Origin of the sequence: Brenneria sp. g21c3 (assembly GCF_040240345.1) — a bacterium.
GTDB lineage: Bacteria > Pseudomonadota > Gammaproteobacteria > Enterobacterales > Enterobacteriaceae > Brenneria.
Map to the genome: position 1 here is coordinate 14,468 of NZ_JBEIAB010000005.1, position 18,465 is coordinate 32,932.

General features: G+C 55.9%; 15 protein-coding genes. 8 read left to right on the top strand and 7 right to left on the bottom strand.

From position 1 onward, the window contains the following. Window positions 1–5 precede the first annotated feature (5 nt). The 3 genes from ABRZ28_RS09465 (at window position 6) to exbD (ending at window position 4,691) form a co-directional block, all read left to right on the top strand. Entirely contained in the window at window positions 6–2,861 is a 2,856-nt protein-coding gene (locus tag ABRZ28_RS09465) for a valine--tRNA ligase (RefSeq protein WP_330520127.1), read from the top strand. Window positions 2,862–3,233: 372 nt separating this feature from the next. After that, window positions 3,234–4,265, top strand: a complete 1,032-nt coding sequence (gene exbB, locus ABRZ28_RS09470; protein ID WP_319606289.1) for a tol-pal system-associated acyl-CoA thioesterase — start codon at window positions 3,234–3,236, stop codon at window positions 4,263–4,265. A gap of 3 nt (window positions 4,266–4,268) precedes the next feature. Beyond that, on the top strand, window positions 4,269–4,691 hold the full coding sequence (exbD, locus tag ABRZ28_RS09475) for a TonB system transport protein ExbD (protein ID WP_319606290.1): 423 nt from the start codon (window positions 4,269–4,271) through the stop codon (window positions 4,689–4,691). Between the two features lie 147 nt (window positions 4,692–4,838). Here the strand turns inward: exbD and ABRZ28_RS09480 are convergent, their stop codons facing one another. The 5 genes from ABRZ28_RS09480 to cscK all read right to left on the bottom strand — a co-directional run bounded on the left by ABRZ28_RS09480 (window position 4,839) and on the right by cscK (window position 11,410). Further along, window positions 4,839–5,858, bottom strand: coding sequence for a substrate-binding domain-containing protein (locus tag ABRZ28_RS09480; RefSeq protein ID WP_319606291.1), 1,020 nt, complete (start codon window positions 5,856–5,858; stop codon window positions 4,839–4,841). Between the two features lie 33 nt (window positions 5,859–5,891). Beyond that, complete coding sequence (locus tag ABRZ28_RS09485; RefSeq protein WP_330520128.1) at window positions 5,892–7,301, bottom strand: glycoside hydrolase family 32 protein; 1,410 nt, start codon at window positions 7,299–7,301, stop codon at window positions 5,892–5,894. After that, window positions 7,301–8,671 carry a sucrose-specific PTS transporter subunit IIBC gene (locus ABRZ28_RS09490; protein WP_319606293.1) on the bottom strand — a complete coding sequence of 457 codons (1,371 nt, stop codon included), beginning with the start codon at window positions 8,669–8,671 and terminating at the stop codon, window positions 7,301–7,303. Before ABRZ28_RS09490 ends, ABRZ28_RS09485 begins: the two co-directional genes overlap by 1 nt. 81 nt (window positions 8,672–8,752) lie before the next feature. Continuing rightward, window positions 8,753–10,285 carry a carbohydrate porin gene (locus ABRZ28_RS09495; protein ID WP_319606294.1) on the bottom strand — a complete coding sequence of 511 codons (1,533 nt, stop codon included), beginning with the start codon at window positions 10,283–10,285 and terminating at the stop codon, window positions 8,753–8,755. Window positions 10,286–10,474: 189 nt separating this feature from the next. Beyond that, window positions 10,475–11,410 carry a fructokinase gene (cscK, locus tag ABRZ28_RS09500; protein ID WP_330520129.1) on the bottom strand — a complete coding sequence of 312 codons (936 nt, stop codon included), beginning with the start codon at window positions 11,408–11,410 and terminating at the stop codon, window positions 10,475–10,477. Between the two features lie 397 nt (window positions 11,411–11,807). On the opposite strand from cscK, the gene ABRZ28_RS09505 reads away from it, so the two are divergent. Both ABRZ28_RS09505 and ABRZ28_RS09510 read left to right on the top strand, forming a co-directional pair. Beyond that, on the top strand, window positions 11,808–12,488 hold the full coding sequence (locus ABRZ28_RS09505) for a bactofilin family protein (RefSeq protein ID WP_319606296.1): 681 nt from the start codon (window positions 11,808–11,810) through the stop codon (window positions 12,486–12,488). Window positions 12,489–12,700: 212 nt separating this feature from the next. Further along, window positions 12,701–14,935, top strand: coding sequence for a YgiQ family radical SAM protein (locus ABRZ28_RS09510; protein WP_330520130.1), 2,235 nt, complete (start codon window positions 12,701–12,703; stop codon window positions 14,933–14,935). A 23-nt stretch (window positions 14,936–14,958) separates the two neighbouring features. Here the strand turns inward: ABRZ28_RS09510 and ABRZ28_RS09515 are convergent, their stop codons facing one another. Then, window positions 14,959–16,185: an MFS transporter gene (locus ABRZ28_RS09515; protein WP_330520131.1), complete on the bottom strand. Its 1,227-nt coding sequence runs from the start codon at window positions 16,183–16,185 to the stop codon at window positions 14,959–14,961. A gap of 150 nt (window positions 16,186–16,335) precedes the next feature. On the opposite strand from ABRZ28_RS09515, the gene ABRZ28_RS09520 reads away from it, so the two are divergent. The 3 genes from ABRZ28_RS09520 to ABRZ28_RS09530 are packed head-to-tail and all read left to right on the top strand — an operon-like array spanning window position 16,336 to window position 17,924. Beyond that, window positions 16,336–16,782: a winged helix-turn-helix transcriptional regulator gene (locus ABRZ28_RS09520; protein WP_319606299.1), complete on the top strand. Its 447-nt coding sequence runs from the start codon at window positions 16,336–16,338 to the stop codon at window positions 16,780–16,782. Window positions 16,783–16,808: 26 nt separating this feature from the next. Then, window positions 16,809–17,240, top strand: coding sequence for a YhbP family protein (locus tag ABRZ28_RS09525; protein WP_319606300.1), 432 nt, complete (start codon window positions 16,809–16,811; stop codon window positions 17,238–17,240). A gap of 30 nt (window positions 17,241–17,270) precedes the next feature. Further along, window positions 17,271–17,924 carry a Rossmann-fold NAD(P)-binding domain-containing protein gene (locus ABRZ28_RS09530; protein WP_319606301.1) on the top strand — a complete coding sequence of 218 codons (654 nt, stop codon included), beginning with the start codon at window positions 17,271–17,273 and terminating at the stop codon, window positions 17,922–17,924. A 16-nt stretch (window positions 17,925–17,940) separates the two neighbouring features. Here ABRZ28_RS09530 and nrdG read toward each other — a convergent pair whose 3' ends face one another. After that, the gene (gene nrdG, locus ABRZ28_RS09535) at window positions 17,941–18,405 is read right to left on the bottom strand and encodes an anaerobic ribonucleoside-triphosphate reductase-activating protein (RefSeq protein ID WP_330520132.1); all 465 of its coding nucleotides are present in this window, start codon (window positions 18,403–18,405) and stop codon (window positions 17,941–17,943) included. Window positions 18,406–18,465 lie beyond the last annotated feature (60 nt).

Sequence of the window (18,465 nt, forward strand, 5' to 3'; positions counted from 1 at the left end):
GCATAATGGAAACGAAATATAACCCGCAAGATATCGAGCAGCCTCTTTACGAGCACTGGGAAGAGCAAGGCTACTTCAAGCCGAACGGCGATGTGAGCAAAGAAAGCTTCAGTATCATGATCCCGCCGCCCAACGTCACCGGCAGCTTGCATATGGGCCATGCTTTCCAGCAAACCATTATGGATACGATGATCCGCTATCAGCGTATGCAGGGGAAAAACACGCTGTGGCAGGCAGGTACCGACCACGCCGGTATCGCCACCCAGATGGTGGTGGAGCGTAAAATCGCGGCGGAAGAAGGCAAGACTCGGCATGATTATGGCCGGGAAGGCTTTATCGAGAAAATCTGGCAGTGGAAAGCCGAATCCGGCGGCACCATTACCCGTCAGATGCGTCGTCTGGGCAACTCCGTGGACTGGGAGCGCGAGCGCTTTACCATGGACGATGGGCTGTCCGAGGCGGTGAAAGAAGTATTCGTTCGCCTGTATAGCGAAGATCTGATTTATCGCGGCAAACGTCTGGTGAACTGGGATCCGAAACTGCGTACCGCTATTTCCGATCTGGAAGTGGAAAACCGCGAATCCAAAGGCTCCATGTGGCACCTGCGTTATCCGCTGGCCGACGGCGTGAAAACGGCTGACGGTAAAGATTACCTGGTGGTCGCCACCACGCGTCCCGAAACCGTGCTGGGCGATACCGGCGTGGCGGTAAACCCGGAAGACCCGCGCTATAAAGACCTGATCGGCAAAGAGGTTCTATTGCCGCTGGTTAATCGCCGCATCAAGATCGTCGGCGACGAACACGCCGATATGACCAAAGGCACCGGCTGCGTGAAAATTACGCCGGCGCATGACTTCAACGACTACGAAGTCGGCAAGCGTCACCAATTGCCGATGATCAACATCCTCACGTTTGACGGCGATATCCGTCAGGAAGCCGAAGTCTTCGATACCAACGGCGAAGCCAGCACCGCCTACAGCGGCGACATCCCCGAGCAATTCCGCGGTCTTGAGCGTTTCGCCGCCCGTAAAGCGATAGTCGCGGCTTTTGATGACATGGGGCTGCTGGAAGAGATCAAGGCGCATGATTTGACCGTGCCGTACGGCGACCGAGGCGGCGTAGTGATTGAACCGATGCTGACCGATCAGTGGTATGTGCGTACCGCGCCGCTGGCGAAAGTGGCGATTGAAGCGGTGGAACAGGGGGAAATCCAGTTCGTCCCGAAACAGTACGAAAATATGTACTTCAGCTGGATGCGTGATATCCAGGACTGGTGTATCTCGCGTCAGCTGTGGTGGGGACACCGCATTCCGGCCTGGTACGACGCTCAGGGCAAGGTCTACGTCGGTCGCGATGAAGCGGAAGTGCGCCGCGAAAATAATCTGTCTGACGATGTGGTGTTGAATCAGGACGACGATGTGCTGGATACCTGGTTCTCCTCCGGGTTGTGGACGTTCTCCACGCTGGGGTGGCCGGAACAGACGCCGGAACTGAAGGCGTTCCATCCCAGCAGCGTGATGGTCAGCGGCTTCGACATCATCTTCTTCTGGATTGCCCGCATGATCATGCTGACCATGCACTTCATCAAAGATGAAAACGGCAAGCCGCAGGTTCCGTTCCATACGGTTTATATGACGGGGCTGATCCGCGATGAAGAAGGACAGAAAATGTCCAAATCCAAAGGGAACGTGATTGACCCGCTGGATATGGTGGACGGTATTTCGCTGGAAGCGCTGCTGGAAAAACGCACCGGCAATATGATGCAGCCGCAGTTGGCGGAAAAAATCCGTAAGCGTACCGAGAAACAGTTCCCGAATGGGATTGAACCGCATGGCACGGATGCGCTGCGTTTTACGCTGGCGGCGCTGGCGTCTACCGGACGTGATATCAACTGGGATATGAAACGTCTGGAGGGTTACCGCAATTTCTGCAACAAACTGTGGAACGCCAGCCGTTTTGTGCTGATGAATACCGAGGGGCAGGACTGCGGACAACAGGGCGGCGATAAAGTGCTGTCGCTGGCCGATCGCTGGATCCGGGCGGAATTCAACCGCACGGTGAAAGCGTACCGCGAGGCTTTGGATAGCTATCGTTTCGATATCGCCGCCAATATTTTGTATGAATTCACCTGGAATCAGTTCTGCGACTGGTATCTGGAGCTGGCGAAGCCGGTGATGAATGGCGGCAGCGAAGCGGAACTGCGCGGCACCCGGCAGACGCTGGTGGACGTGCTGGAAGCGCTTCTGCGTCTGGCGCATCCGATCATTCCGTTTATTACTGAAACCATCTGGCAACGGGTGAAAGCGCTGAAAGGCATTAGCGCCGATACGATTATGTTGCAGCCTTTCCCTGAGTTCGACGCCGCGCAGGAAGATACGCAGGCGCTGAACGATCTGGAATGGATCAAGCAGGCGATTATTGCCGTGCGTAATATTCGTGCGGAAATGAATATCGCGCCGGGTAAACCGCTGGAACTGCTGTTGCGTGACGCCAATCCTGAGGCTGTACGTCGGGTGGAAGAAAACCGCGGCTTTATTCAAACGCTGGCTCGTCTGGATAGCATCACGCTGTTGCCGGCGGGCGATAAAGGCCCGGTATCCGTCACCAAACTGGTGGATGGCGCTGAGCTGTCGATCCCGATGGCCGGCCTGATAGACAAAGCCGCCGAGCTGGATCGTCTGGCCAAAGAAGTCGCCAAAATTGAAGCGGAAATTGGCCGCATCGAAAGCAAACTGGCCAATGAAGGTTTTGTGGCGCGCGCGCCGCAAGCCGTCGTGGACAAAGAGCGGGCCAAACTGGATGGCTACGCGGTAGCAAAAGCGAAACTGTTGGAACAGCAGGCGACTATCGCCGCGCTGTAACGGCTACCGGATTTTCTTCACCGCAGGCGCTCAACGTCCGATATCACATCGGGCGTTGAGCGCCGATCAGTTTCTGGCGTTTTGCCATTCATTCTCCCTTCGTATTCCTCATTTGCAGTAACCTCACGGCCGCATGAAAACACGATTTAAGGCCGCTAAACGGCTTGCCGGATCCCTCCGCGATTTCTTATTTATTCTCGGTTATACGCTGCCAGTCATATCAATGTCCGGGCCGAACGGGCTGTAAGGTAAGAATAATATTTTCAATAAGCATAAATAATAATGAGAACAACTATCAATTCACTCAGGGTTTGATATTATTTCAGGCTGATTTATTGTGTCATTGTGATGGATTAACGGTGGAGGCACAGCGTGAATACGGCTGTCAGTAATATTACCCAACAGGTATCATCAGCCTGGCAAAAAAAACGTGGCGCATTTAGCGTAATTTCTCGTAGCGTGCTGGTTACCCTGCTTTTGACTGCGGGACTCAGTGGAAATACGCTGGCGGCTCCACCGGTCAGCGCGCCTTTATCCGGTGACAGCACCAGTGAAGCGGTCGCCGCACCGGCTACGCCTGATTCTCCCGCTGTTGATTCTTCTATCGCCGCGCCGCTCCCCGTCGCGCCGGAGGCGTCGCCGCTTTCATTACCGCCCAACGCGGCGCCGGGCGCCAGTAACCTGATGAGAACTGACCTGTCCGTCTGGGGCATGTATCAGCATGCCGACCTGGTGGTGAAGACGGTGATGATCGGCCTGTTGCTGGCCTCTGTCATTACCTGGGCGATTTTCTTTAGTAAAAGCGTGGAACTGATGGGCGCCAAACGTCGCGCGCGTCGGGAATACCAACTGCTGGAACAAGCTAAAACCCTGGATGATGCCGTGGATGCGGCTGAGGCGTTCAAGTCCGGGGGCGTGGCGCGACAACTGCTGGCGGATGCGCAGAATGAGCTGGAACTGTCCGCGCGCTCCGATGACAACAACGGGATTAAAGAGCGTACGGCTTTCCGTCTGGAACGTCGAGTTGCCGCTACCGGTCGTCATATGGGACGCGGTAATGGTTATCTGGCGACGGTCGGCGCGGTGGCGCCATTCATCGGGCTGTTTGGTACCGTGTGGGGCATCATGAACAGCTTTATCGGTATCGCGCAAACGCAGACCACTAATCTGGCCGTCGTCGCGCCAGGTATTGCCGAAGCGCTGCTGGCGACGGCAATCGGCCTGGTGGCCGCGATCCCGGCGGTAGTGATTTATAACATCTTCGCTCGCTGGATTACCGGCTATAAAGCGCTGGTGGGCGATGTCGCCGCACAGGTGCTGCTGCTGTTGAGCCGCGACCTGGACGTGGCGGCCAGCAATGATAACCGGGCATCTTCATCGGCGCAGAAATTGCGGGTGGGATAAGTTATGGCGATACATTTGAACGACGATGTGAGCGAAAACGGCGAAATGCACGATATCAACGTGACGCCGTTTATTGACGTCATGCTGGTTCTGTTGATTATTTTTATGGTTGCCGCGCCTCTGGCTACGGTGGATATTCGCGTGGATTTGCCGGCTTCATCCGCCGCGCCTCAGCCGCGCCCTGAGAAGCCGGTTTACCTGACGGTGAAAGCCGATAAACAGCTATATGTCGGCGATGATGTAGTGAGCGAACAGTCGCTGGCTCAGGCGCTGGATGTCACCACGAGCGGTAATAAAGACACCACCATTTTCTTCCAGGCGGATAAGAGCGTGGATTATGAAACCATGATGAGGGTAATGGACGCGTTACGCAAAGCCGGATATCTCAAAGTGGGGCTGGTTGGCGCTGAGTCGGCGGCCAGATAACCCTGACATCATCGTGTTTTCGCAGTCATATCCGGTCGTCTGGTAACCAGGCGACCGGGTCGCAAACCTTTTACGCGTAGATTGCAGTCGATTGACGATGACGCCTGTCCCCACGGATTAGCGCCATTGGCAGGGCAAGTTCCGCCACTAGCGTGATTCAGGATGCCGCCAGTAGATATGCGCTGGCGGAAGATAGCGCTTATCCTGTTTCAATGGACGTTCTTCGATCAAGGTCGTAATCATGTCAAAGCTATTTCCCGCCAGACGTTCGCTATCCTGAGCGATAGTGTCAATCTTCAACGGCAAACAATCAAACAGGTAGTGATCGTCAAAGCTGCACAGATGGATATCGCTCTCCATCAGGTTATGCTGGCTCAGATAGCGCAAAACCCCTTCCAGCAGGCCGCAGGCCGCGGTAAAGAGCGCTTTCGGCGGTCGCCCCAGTTCGGCACAGAGCTGGGCGAACATTTCATAGCCTGAACTGGGGTGATAATTACCATGAATAATCCATTCAGGACGGCACTCAATCCCTGCGCGTTGTAATCCCAACTGGAAGCCGGCCAGACGGTCGCGGGTCGGGGAAATGCGCGATTGGCCGCCAATGAAATAGAACTCATCACCGTGCCGGCGAGCGACGCGCTCGACGAGTTCGGCCGTCGATTCGATCGACTCGGTCATCACCAGCGGTAATTGAGATTCGCCGATTACCCGGTCAAATTGCACAACCGGCAATTGCTGATTGATTTTCTGGTATTCGATATCGCTGAGCATGCTGGATGCCACAATGATCCCGTCGACCTGACGCTGTACCAGACTGTTGACCGCCATCATCTCCTGACTGGGATTTTCATCGGTACAGGCGATAAGGAGCTGCAATCCCGCTTCGCGACAGAGCATCTCCAGGTCGCGCGAGATAATGGCGAAACCATAGTTGGTCATTTCCGGCACCACCAGGCCCAGCGTATTGCTGCGGGACGATCGCAGTGAACGGGCATGGATACTGGGCTGATAACGCTGCTCGTGAGCGATGGCCAGAATACGATCGCGGGTTGCATCAGAAACGCGGAACTCTTTACTCCGACCATTGAGCACCACGCTGGCCGTCGATTTTGATACGCCCGAAAGCGCGGCAATATCACTGATTGTTACGCGTTTAGTCTGTTTCACCGCTTGAACTTTCTATCGTCGGAAAAAGGGATGTCATTCTATCACGCATGGCGCTAACAGCCAGTGCTGCAATGTTAATCGTCCCGAGCCGCTGAAAGAAAGCGTTGCGTCTCCGTCAGGGAAACAATTGGCGGACATCGTTGCGACGCCGTCATTGATGAAAATCTCGACGCTGGTACGGTCGAACAAGATCTGCAATTGGCGTAGTTCTCCGCGCCAATAGCGGTGTTCCGGCTCGCCGGTTCTCAGGTTGCGCCGGCTCAGGGTCAGGCGTTCGCCGTCCCAGCAAACAACCAGCCGCGAGGCGATATCAAGCTGAAATTCACCTTGAGAATCAATGATGACTTCGGCGCTGTTTATCGGGAGCGGCGGCGCATAGCTGGCGACGCCTTGCCATGTGAAGTGCTGCGTACGCAACTGTTGCAATTCGCGAACAGGATGCTGATAGAGCTTGCCATCGCGTAGCGTCAGCTCTCGCGGGCAGGTCATGGTGTGGATCCAGCCCTGCTTGATCGTGGGGTCAAAAAACTCGTTCTCATCAGGGATGGACATCCAGCCGAACATCAAACGTCGCCCATCCTCACTTGCCGTGGTTTGCGGGGCGTAAAATTCGAAGCCAAGATCCAGTTCATGAAATTCACGGTGCGGATAATGACCGCTTTGGTAATCCAGCTCGCCGATAAAATAACCCGCCTGAAAGGTGTTCAGATAACGCTCGTCTTGCGCGGCGATACCCTGCGGGCAGCAGATTAAAACGTCCTGTGCATTCAGCCGGAACAGGTCGGGACATTCCCACATGTAACCAAAATCACCCAGCCCGCCGAGTCGGGAGCCGGCAATCTCGGCGATTTTATCCCAGCGGCGCAGATCGCTTGAGCGAAATAGCAACACCTTACCCTGCAGCTGTTTATCCTGCGCGCCCAGCACCATGTACCAGTGCGCGTCATGTTTCCATACTTTCGGGTCGCGCACATGACCGGTATAGCCTTCCGGCAGATCCAGCACGGGCCCCAGTTTGTCATACTCGCCGTCGGCGTTCTCTCTGGCCAGACATTGGAATGCCGTGCGCGAACCGTCGCCGTATTTGACATTACCGGTATAAATCAGGGTGATCGCACCGTTATCCACGACGGCGGAGCCGGAGTAACAGCCATGCGTTTCGTAGCTTTCACTGGGTACCAGGGCGACAGGTTCATGCCGCCAATGCACCAGATTGGTCGAGCTCCAGTGCCCCCAGAATTTTGCTCCGTGGGCACAGGCTAAAGGATTCCACTGATAAAACAGATGGTAGCGCCCATCATGATGAATAAATCCGTTCGGATCGTTGAGCAACCCCACGCTGGGCGACAGATGCCAATATGGACGGTGAGGATCGTCGCCGAGCCGGGCCTGATTAGACATCAGGGCGTGCGCCATGCGCTTTAACAAGTGGACTTCTTTCATTATTCGCTATCCGTTTTATATTTCAGCAGGAATGAAATGATAAACGCCGCGCCGAAGGCGATGAGCATGCCAATCAGGTAGCTAAGCATAGAGCCTGCTTTTACGATCGCCAGTCCGGGAAAGCCGGTCAATCCTACCGCCGTCATGCTGACATGGTTGAATACCACCCACGCGCCGCCGAGCGCGCCGCCCGCAAGGGCTGCCAGGAACGGTTTGATGAAACGCAGATTAATACCAAATATCGCCGCTTCGGTTATCCCCAGCAGACAGGAAAATCCGGCAGGGACGGCAATGGCTTTGATTTTTGCATCGCGCGTTTTGAAATAAACGGCCAGACAGGCTCCGCCCTGCGCGACGTTAGCCATCGCCCAGATAGGCAGCAGGAAGTTAACGCCGATAGCGGGGTTGCCCAGCAGCCCGGCCTCAATGGCATGGAAGCTGTGGTGGACGCCGGTGATGACGATCGCCGAATAGAGACCGCCGAACAGCAGTCCTGCCAGCCAGCCGGCATGGGTAATCAAGGTGTTTAACACAAAAGAGATGCCGTCGCCCAGCATACGCCCCGCCGGACCGATGATAAGCAAGGCGATAAAGCCGGAAATGACCACGGTCAGGAACGGCGTAATAATAATGTCTAACGCCTCCGGCACCACCTTGCGCAGGCGCTTTTCCACCAGACTCATAAACCAGACGGCCAGCAGTACCGGGAATACCGTTCCCTGATAGCCCACCATGGCGATATCCAGACCGAACAGGCTCATGGTCTGGAAGCCGCCGGCGACGCCCCAGGCGTTGGTGAGCGCGGGGTGGGTGAGAATGCCGCCCAGCGTCGCGCCAAGGTAGGGGTTGCCGCCAAATTCCCGTGCGGCGGTGAAGCCGATAAGAATGGGCAGAATGATAAAGGCGGCGGAGCTGAACATGTCCAGCATGATGAAGATGGCGCTGCCGGCATCGGCCCAGCCATAGGTTTTAATCAACCCGAGCAGCCCCATCAGCAGACCGGATGCCACGATCGCCGGGATAATGGGGACAAAGATGTTTGACAGCAGACGGGCCAGACGTTGCAGCGGGTTTAGCTTCTGTGCGGCCGCCGTGGCGGCTTCAGATTTGCTGGATTCGCTGATATTGGCCGCTTTGATAAATTCGGCATAAACTTTATTGACCAGTCCGGTGCCGAAAATTATCTGGATTTGTCCCGCATTGTGAAAACAGCCTTTGACTCCATCAACCTTTTCAATCGCTTTTTTATCGGCCAGGCTATCGTCATTCAGCACCAGCCGCAGACGGGTGGCGCAGTGGGCGGCACTGGCGATATTTTCTTTTCCGCCCAACAGGGGGATCAGTGCTGTCGCTGTGGCGTTAATGTCCATTTTATTCCTCTTTTATAGGTGTCCTCGTCGCCGGTTAGCGCAAACCCCGCTAACCGGCGCTCGTTGCTGTGTTACGCTGACTTAGAACCAGGTTTCCATCTGGACGCCGAAATTCCATTCTCCGCCGGCGGTGAAACCGGTCGAGCCGAAGGTGTCTTCGCTGGAGTAGTTATCCAGCCGCTTATCCCAGTTCACGTAGCTGGCGAACAGACGTAACTCGGGACGGCTGAAGAAGTTGGCGATATCGCCGGCTTTGAAGGTAGGGGCGAACGTCAGCTTGTAGAAACCGCCGCTGACCTTGTTAAGCGCGTTGTAGCCGCGCGGATCGAGATCCATATATTGGTAGCTGCCTTCATAGGCCAGCGCGAAGTTTTCGGTGATTTCCTGAATCAGACGGGCGTTAAAGGTGATCCATTCATAGCTGTCTCCATTAACGTAACGATCCTTGCTGCTCTGAGCCAGAATGGCCGGCGCGAAGCTCCAGTTGCTGCTCAGCGGCGTGGTGCCGTAGGTAGCCAGGCGCCAGGTGCTGGCGTCATCGGTCAGATTACCGTCGGAACCGACATTCTTCACCTCCGCGCCCAAACCGTGACCGTATAGGATGGCTACTTTCGAGCTACCTTCGCTCAGCCCATAGAAGCTGTCGCCATGCCAGGCCGCCATCGCATGATAGCCTCGGTCGCCGGCGTTGGTATTGGTGACCGTATTGGCGCTGTTATTTCCGGTATTGGTTTTCGCGTCGTTATTATTCGCCGTCAACCCGCTGAGCATAAACTGGAACGGGCCGACGTAGTTATTGGCGGTGAAGACGTAGTTTTTGATGTCGTTATCCAGCGAAGTAATGGCTCCCAGACTACGACCATAAACAGAGAAGTTGCTTTTGAAGCTATCCGCCCATTTCACGTCGTAGATACCGCCGCCGGTGCCGGCCAGGAAGACCACGTCGCTATCCAGCCAGTGGATGTCGAAGTTGTCGCGGTCGAAACGTTTACCGGCCCATAACGTGGTGTCTTTCCAGATCCCCGTAAAGGTCGGCAGGGAGCCTAACTCGACGAAGGCTTCGCGCACGTTGAGGTCGCTGCTGGCCGCGGTCCAGTCGTTATAACTGCGCTGGCCGTCAGCCATCATGACTTTGAAACGCGTCGTCGCGCCGTTATCCAGTTTTTGTTTGTGCTCCAGTTTTAATTCAAGGTAAGTGTCGTCTTCGTTGCCCAGACGGCCGATGTGACCGCCAGTGCTGCCTGCCGGCGACATCCCTGGCCCAATATCCGCATTTGAGCTGACTGATGAGTCATTTGCCAATAGACCGGAGCGGGCATAGCCATGAAATTCGAAACCGTCGGCGAACGATTTCTGGCTGGCCAGTTCGGTTGTGCGTTGTTCAACCTGTTGCGCTTTCTGTTCGGTTTGCGCGGTGCGGGCCTCCAACTGTTGCGTGTGTTTTTCTGCGGCATCCGCTCTGGCTTCGGCTATCTGCGCACGCTGTTCGGCCTGTTGCAGCCTTTGTTCCAGCGCATTTAGACGGGCTTCGATGCTGCCGGAACTGGCAGCGGAAGCATAGAGCGGAGATGAGAGTAGTAATCCAATTACTATGGCGAGTCGGTTTGGTTTCATTTTTTTTCTCTTCTTATTTTTAGGGGAGCTTTTGTCGGCTAAAAATCCGTTTTTGCTAAAATGCTAAACCGGTTTTCCGAAGAGAAAATAAGGGGGGGAGATCAGGTTGGCAAGGAACTTTACCAACCTGTTTCTGTAACTGTGATCCTGGCTGCAAAACAACTTTTGTAAGCGGATCTGAGCCTGAAATTAAGGCTTGGCCTGCAAGGTGGACTGGAGTTGTCGGGCAAACGGCAGGGCCGTCATGGCGCCTTTCGCCGTGGTCGCCAGCGCGCCGCACAATTGTGCTTGTTCGATCACACTATCCCATGAAACTGGCTGAGATAAGTCGTCATACTCGGCAAGTCCTTGCAGTAGACCGGCAACAAAGGCATCGCCTGCTCCAGTGGTATCCACCGGCGCGACATAAGGGGCAGGGAAGTGCTGTCGTTGCTGGCGATCGCGCAGCCAAACGCCTTCGCTGCCCATGGTGACTAGCAACAATTTAATCGGATAGCGTTGCATCAGCTCTTCAATGCCTTGTTCCACATCGGCGGTGGTACTGAGAAACGCCAACTCTTCGCTCGATAGCTTAACGACGTCCGCCAGCGCCAACGCCTGATCGAGGCAAGTTTTCAACGTCTGTTCGCTGGACCAGAGATCCGCGCGGATATTGGGATCGAAGCTGATCCACCCGTTTGCGGCTTTGATGCGCCGCATGGCTTCAAAGGCGGTGCCGCGCGACGGCTCCTGGGATAAGGCGATGGAACAGAGGTGCAGCCATTCGCCTTGCTTAAACTCAGGCAGATCGCCCGGTTGTATAAACAGATCGGCACTTGGGCGAACCATAAAGGTAAACGAACGCTCGCCATACTGGTCAAGACTGACCACCACGGTGGAGGTCCGGTGGGCGCTATCCCCAATCATGTGGTGCGTATCAACCTGTTCCCGGTTTAACACGTCGCGCAGAAAATGACCGAAGACATCGTCGCCGACCCGGCCGATAAAGGCGCTACGGCCTTCCAGGCGGGCAATACCTACCGCCACATTGGCAGGCGCGCCGCCCGGACATTTGAGATAACGCTCCGCATCTTCCGGAATGAGATCGACGACGGCGTCACCCATCACCCAAATTTTGTGTGCCATAAAATTACTCTTGTCAGGGATATTAGAAACGCTTGCTAAAATAGAAGAATCGGTTTAGCTACGCAACTTATTAACGAAATATGTTAAGCGGCAGGCACAAAAAGTGATACCTGCATCATAGTTTTGCCCTTAAAAACACGGATATTTGCCGAATTGCTTGCCAAGTGAACAAAAACAGGTTTTATCCGATGTCTTACGGGAAATGATCTGGCGGAGAGCCAGCTATCAGGATGCATGGCGAAAAGGAGAAAGGATATGATTCACTACGGATCTTGCCGGATTCGACGCAATGTTCATTGCGTTGCCGAATTTCAACCCATTGCGCTAATCGTCATGCCCTCTTTACAACCTATGAAAAATGTTACGGCGCGCCAGCGGCCGGATAGGCGTAATAATTGTGCGTAATTACAATCTGTTATGGGGCGTGTGGGCGGTATGGGGTTTACTGGTGGCGGGCTGGCTGGTCGATATCCATATGGATTTACCCGCCCTGTTTTATGGGAAAGCGTTGGCCGTCGTTCTGGGACTTGCCCTGCCTGCGCTGATGGTCTGGTTTTATAAAACGAAAAGGAATCGGTTAATGTCTTCATTTGATGAAAATAAAAATGCAGTGACCGCCTCGCAAGAGGCGGGCGAGATAAAGTATTTCACTGAATCGCTTCGCCCGGTGAGTCCCCCTAACGGCGATAAGGACACGGTTATTTCCCAGGGCGCGCAAATCGCCGGCGAGGTGAAAGCCGCGGGTAATATAACCGTTGAAGGCCACGTTATTGGCGATTTATTCTGTGAAAATACCATTAAAGTAGAGAATTCGGGGAAAGTGATTGGTGAAATAAAGGCGCGAAAGATCATTATCGATGGCTATGTCGACGGACGGCTTGAGGCTTGCTCGGTGTCGGTATTGGCGCAGGGGAAAGTGGTCGGGGATATTTTTTCAGACGAGTTATCCATTGAGAGAGGCGGCGTCTTCAATGGTCAGGCGAACCCATCGCAGCAGAATCAGGAGCGAAGCGTTTACGCGCAGGGCGGCGGTTATTCTGGCTATGGGGAATTGCGTGACGGCGTCGAGGCGGGGTGATGGGGCGACGACAACCTGTCGTCATGGGGAAAAGTCGCGATTAAGCGAGATTTCCGGCTGAAAAGTTTGATCCGACGCATGCCGGAGGCACTCTGATCGGCAGCTTTACTTTTGTCCACGTATAATTCACGGCCCCTGTCCGGTGGTGAATAAATACGCAATCATTGGGGCGGGTTATTAATCATCCTCTTTTCTGACGACGAAGAATTTTTATGCCAATCAGCCTGATTCAGCCCGAACGCACGCTATTCTCCTACCCACGCTATTGGGCCGAGTGTTACGGCACGGCGCCGTTTTTCCCTATGTCGAAAGCGGAGATGGCGCAACTGGGCTGGGATAGTTGCGATGTGGTTATCGTCACCGGCGATGCGTACGTGGATCATCCGAGTTTCGGCATGGCGATTGTCGGGCGGATGTTGGAAGCGCAAGGGTTTCGCGTCGGCATCATCTCTCAGCCCGACTGGACGTCGAAAGACGATTTTATGCGTCTTGGCAAGCCTAATCTCTATTTTGGCGTGACGGCCGGCAACATGGACTCGATGATCAATCGCTACACGGCGGATCGAAAATTACGCCACGACGATGCCTATACGCCCGGCAATGTCGCGGGGAAAAGGCCGGATCGGGCGACGCTGGCGTATAGCCAGCGCTGTAAGGAAGCCTATAACGATGTTCCGGTGATCCTCGGCGGTATCGAAGCCAGCCTGCGGCGTATCGCGCACTATGATTACTGGTCCGATACCGTGCGGCGCTCGGTATTGGTGGACGCCAAGGCGGACATGCTGGTCTACGGCAACGGCGAACGCCCGTTGGCCGAGGTGACGCACCGGCTGGCGGCGGGCGAGGCGATTGGCGATATTCAGGATGTGCGTAATACCGCGGTGATGCGCAAAACCGCGCTTAGCGGGTGGACGGGCGTCGACTCGACCCGGCTCGACAAGCCCGGCCGTATTGAACCGATTATCAATCCCTACGGCGAGGATCTGCCTTGCGCCGACGGGGAGACGCCCGCGCCGGATGCGGCTCAGCCGATCACCGTGCGCGCGCCCCGACCTAAACCGTGGGAAAAAACCTACGTGCTGTTGCCGTCATTTGAAAAAGTGAAAGGCGATAAGGTGATGTACGCCCATGCGTCGCGGATATTACATCATGAAACCAATCCCGGCTGCGCCAGGGCGTTGATGCAAAAGCACGGCGACCGCTATGTTTGGATTAATCCGCCGGCGATCCCGCTCTCTACCGAAGAAATGGATGCGGTGTTTGCACTGCCGTTTCAGCGTGTCCCGCATCCTTCCTACGGTAAGGCGATCATTCCGGCCTATGACATGATTCGCTTTTCGATCAATATCATGCGCGGGTGTTATGGCGGTTGTTCCTTCTGTTCGATCACTGAGCACGAAGGCCGGATCATTCAGAGCCGTTCGGAGGAATCGATTGTCAAAGAGATCGAGGAGATCCGCGATAACGTGCCGGGGTTTACCGGCGTGATCTCCGATCTGGGCGGCCCGACGGCGAATATGTATATGCTGCGCTGCCAGTCGCCGCGCGCCGAGCAGAGCTGCCGGCGGGCTTCCTGCGTTTATCCGGCAATCTGTCCGCATATGGATACCAACCATGAGCCGACCATCAAGCTTTATCGGCGCACCCGCAGTCTGAAAGGGATCAAGAAAATTCTCATCGCTTCCGGCGTCCGTTACGATCTGGCGGTGGCCGATCCGCGCTATATCAAGGAGCTGGCCGAGCATCATGTCGGCGGATATCTGAAGATCGCCCCTGAGCATACCGAGGACGGGCCGCTGTCGAAAATGATGAAGCCGGGAATGGGCAGCTATCATCGTTTCAAGGCGCTTTTTGACCATTATTCAGAGCAGGCGGGAAAACAACAGTATTTGATCCCCTATTTTATTTCCGCGCATCCCGGAACCGAGGATAAAGATATGGTCAATCTGGCGCTGTGGCTGAAAAAGAATCGTTTCCGATTGGATCAGGTGCAAAACTTTTACCCTTCGCCATTGGCAAATGCGACTACCATGTATTACAGCGGTAAGAATCCGCTCGGCAAGGTGGATTACAAAAGCGAGGACGTGGTGGTGCCGCGGGGCGAACGCCAACGCCGTCTGCATAAAGCGCTGCTGCGTTATCACGATCCGGCGAACTGGCCGTTGCTGCGCGACGCGCTGACCGCGATGGGGCTGAAACGCCTGATTGGAAACCGGCCCGATTGTCTGATCCCCGCCCAGGCGCCGGGAGAACGCGCCGCTGCGCGCGCCGGCTCCGGCGCAAAAGGCCGCGCGCCCGCTCGACCGGCGTTGACCCGTTTTACCGCGCCGGCCGTAGCCGACAAACCCGCCGGCAAACAAGCGGCGCCGGGCGGTAAAAATACCGCAACCGGCAGAGATGGCAGGTCAAAAAACAAGCCGGTCAAACAGGGTAGAAAAACACGTTAAGATCGCAGCCGCCCGGCGATCGGTCATGCCGGCGCGGGCATCATACGCAGGGTGATGCCCCAGAAAATCAACGCCGACAGGCTGACGGCGGCGCCGAGCATGCAGACGCCCGTCCAGCCGGCAGAGTCATAGACCAGAGTGGTCGCCATCGCGCCCAGCCCGCTGCCGACGCTGTAAAACAGCATATAACACCCCACCAGTCGGCTATGGGCATCCGGGCGGGTATTGAAAATCATGTTTTGGTTAGCCACATGAATAGCCTGAACCGCGAGATCCAGCGCGATAATACCGATGATCAACGCATACAGCGAAGAGAGCGTCAGCCCCAGCGGCAGCCACGCCGCCAGCAACAATAACAGGGCGCATCCGCTGACCCATTGTCCTCGCCCTTTATCCGCCCAGTCGCCCGCCTTGACGGCGGCCAGCGCGCCGAGTACGCCCGCTAAACCAAAGGCGCCGATCGCGGTGTGGGAAAGAGAATATGGCGCGACGCTCAGCGGCAACACCAGCGCGCTCCAGAATATGTTCAGGGCGGCGAACATCAACAGAGCGATGCCGCCGCGTATTTGCAACGCGCGCTCCTCGCGCAGCAGCGCCAGCATAGAGATCAGCATCGCCGGATAGGATAAGCGCCGTGCGGGCGGGGACTGATGCGGCAGCGCGCGCCACAGCGCGACGGCCAGCAATAACATCAGCAGGGCGGAAAAGAGATAAACGCCGCGCCAGCCCGTTAAATCGCTAATCATGCCTGACATCACGCGCGCCAGCAGCAGGCCGATCACCACGCCGCCCTGCGCCGCGCCGACGACGCGTCCACGCTCCTGTGGCGCCGCCGCGCTCGCGGCATAAGCGATCAGTCCTTGCGTCATTGCGGTACCCAGCATCCCGACGGCCAGCATGCCGGCCAGTAAATAAACCGGCGAGGTCGTCAGCCCGACCGCAAGCAGCGCCGCTGTCAGCGCGCCAAGCTGGGCTAGCATTAAATGACGCCGGTTGACGAGATCGCCCAACGGCACCAGCAGCAATAACGCCAGCGCGCAGCCGACCTGGGTGGCGGTGATGACGCCGCCGATCGCCGCGGCGCCGATGTTAAAATCCGCCGACAGCGCGTCTAACAACGGTTGCGCATAATAGACGTTCGCCACGCTGAGCCCGCAGGCGGCCGCCAGCAAGAGCACTTTCAGGCGTGGCATGGCCGGCGGCGCGGGAGCGGGTAAGATTGATACGGCAATACGATTTTCTGTGGTCATGATACTATTCCGCATAGCAATGAGTTTCAAAATGCAACTGATTGCAGGGTAGTTATTGTGGTTTTAAAATGCAACTAAATTGAGCGGCGTCAGTGAAAAACCAGCCGGCTGGCGCGGAGTCTGATAAGACGGAAACGGGATAAGAGAACGATGGTGAAACGCAAAAGTATGAAAGAAGATGCGTGTCCGGTGGCGCGTGCGCTGGATGTGATCGGCGATCGCTGGTCGTTGCTGATTATCCGCGATGCGTTTGACGAGCGTCGACGTTTCAGTGATTTTCAGCGTAGCCTGGGGGTGGCGCGAAATATTCTTACCGATCGTCTGCGCCGTCTGGTGGACGAGGGGATTCTGACGGTTCGGCCCGCGTCCGATGGTTCGGCCTATCAGGAATATGTGCTGACGCCAAAGGGGGTTCAGCTTTTCCCGTTGTTGGTCGGATTGCGGCAGTGGGGGGAGCGAAATCTGTTTGAACAAGATGAGCCGCGTTCGCAGTTGCTGGATCGGCAAACCGGCAAGCCTCTGCCGGTTATGACGCCGCGCTCCGCCGAGGGGCGTTTATTGGCGGCGCGGGATACCTACGTTCAGAAGGTCGACTGAGACGCCGACAGATGACGGGAGGATAGGTGGAAACAGACAACGATCTTGGCGCCATCGCGCGTTATTTGAAGAAGCTGCACGTACTGACGTTATGCGCGGGTGAAAATTCGGATTTATGGTGTGCGAGTTGCTTCTACACTTATGACGAACAGCAGGTCGCTTTTTATGTGATGACGGAATTGCACACTCGCCATGGCGAACTGATGTCGCGGCAACCGCAGATCGCCGGGACGGTAAGCGGCCAGCCGAAAAGCGTCATGCTGATTAAAGGCGTACAGTTCCGCGCGCGCGCGGAACGACTGGAAGGGGAGGACGAACAACAGGCTCGGACAGCTTACAATCGGCGTTTCCCGATCGCCAGAGCGGCGCATACGCCCATCTGGCGCTTGTATCTGACGGAATTGAAGATGACGGACAACACGTTGGGATTCGGAAAAAAGCATCGCTGGCAGCGTTAGTCGTTGGCTGCCGGCAACAGGGGGAGAAGTATGAGCCGGATATTGCTATTGGGAGCGACGGGGCTGGTAGGGAATGAATTGTTGCAGCTATTGAAGGCCAACAACCGGGTGGAAGTGATTTATGCGCCGACCCGTAAACCTTTGCCGCCATCGGAAATCGTGGTTAATCCGCATGATCCAGATCTGTCGGCGGCGTTTTCCCAGATTACCGAGCCTATTGATATCGCGTTTTGCTGTCTGGGATCGACCATCAAGGCGGCAGGCAGTAAACAGGCGTTTCGTCATGTGGACTACACGCTGGTGGTGGAGGGGGCAAAAGCGGCTTTGGCATTGGGCGCGAAACAGTTGCTGGCGGTCAGCGCCCTTGGCGCGAGTGCGAATTCGCTTTTCTTTTATTCGCGGGTGAAGGGCGAAACCGAGAAAGCGTTACGCGGGCAGGGATGGCAGCATCTGACCTTGGCCCGGCCGTCGCTATTATTGGGGAAAAGGCGGGAGAACCGTCCTTTGGAGAGTCTGACTGCGCCGCTACTGCGTATTTTCCCGGCGAAATGGCGGGCTATCGAAGGGAAGACGGTAGCGCAAGCGTTATTGAACCAGGCTTTTTCTCCCGAGCCCAAACCAAAGGTAACGATTTTGGAGTCAAATCGGTTACGCGCGCTGGGCAAGCAGAATGCATTCTTGTAGCAGGCGAACGCAAAGATTAGCGCAGGTAGTGGATAACCTGATTACTGCTGCCTCGCCAGATCAGGGCGGGATCTTTGAGATCCTGCACAAATTTGCCGTCCACCAGCACGTTAATCAGCGATACCACCTGCTGTTGCGCTTCGGTCAATTCGGCGAGCACGTAGCCCGTCCAGACCCATATGTCTTTACCCGGACACTCCGTGCGTATCCGCCGTACCAGTTGCAGAATAGCGGGAACGTTCTGCGGGTGAAGCGGATCGCCGCCAGACAGCGTAATCCCCTGGCGGGGAATCTCGGTATCCTGAAGATCGGTGATGATCCGGTCCTGTAGCGCCTGGGTAAACGGTTGGCCGGAGTTGAGCCGCCAGGTGCTTTTGTTGTAGCAACCGGGGCATTGGTGTACGCACCCTGACACAAACAACGTGCAGCGCGTTCCGGGACCGTTGACCACATCAACCGGGTAATACTGGTGATAATTCATGGCGTCTTTTACTACCGTAATGGGGCTTATCGCAATGTATCGCGGTTCGTCACGTCCGCG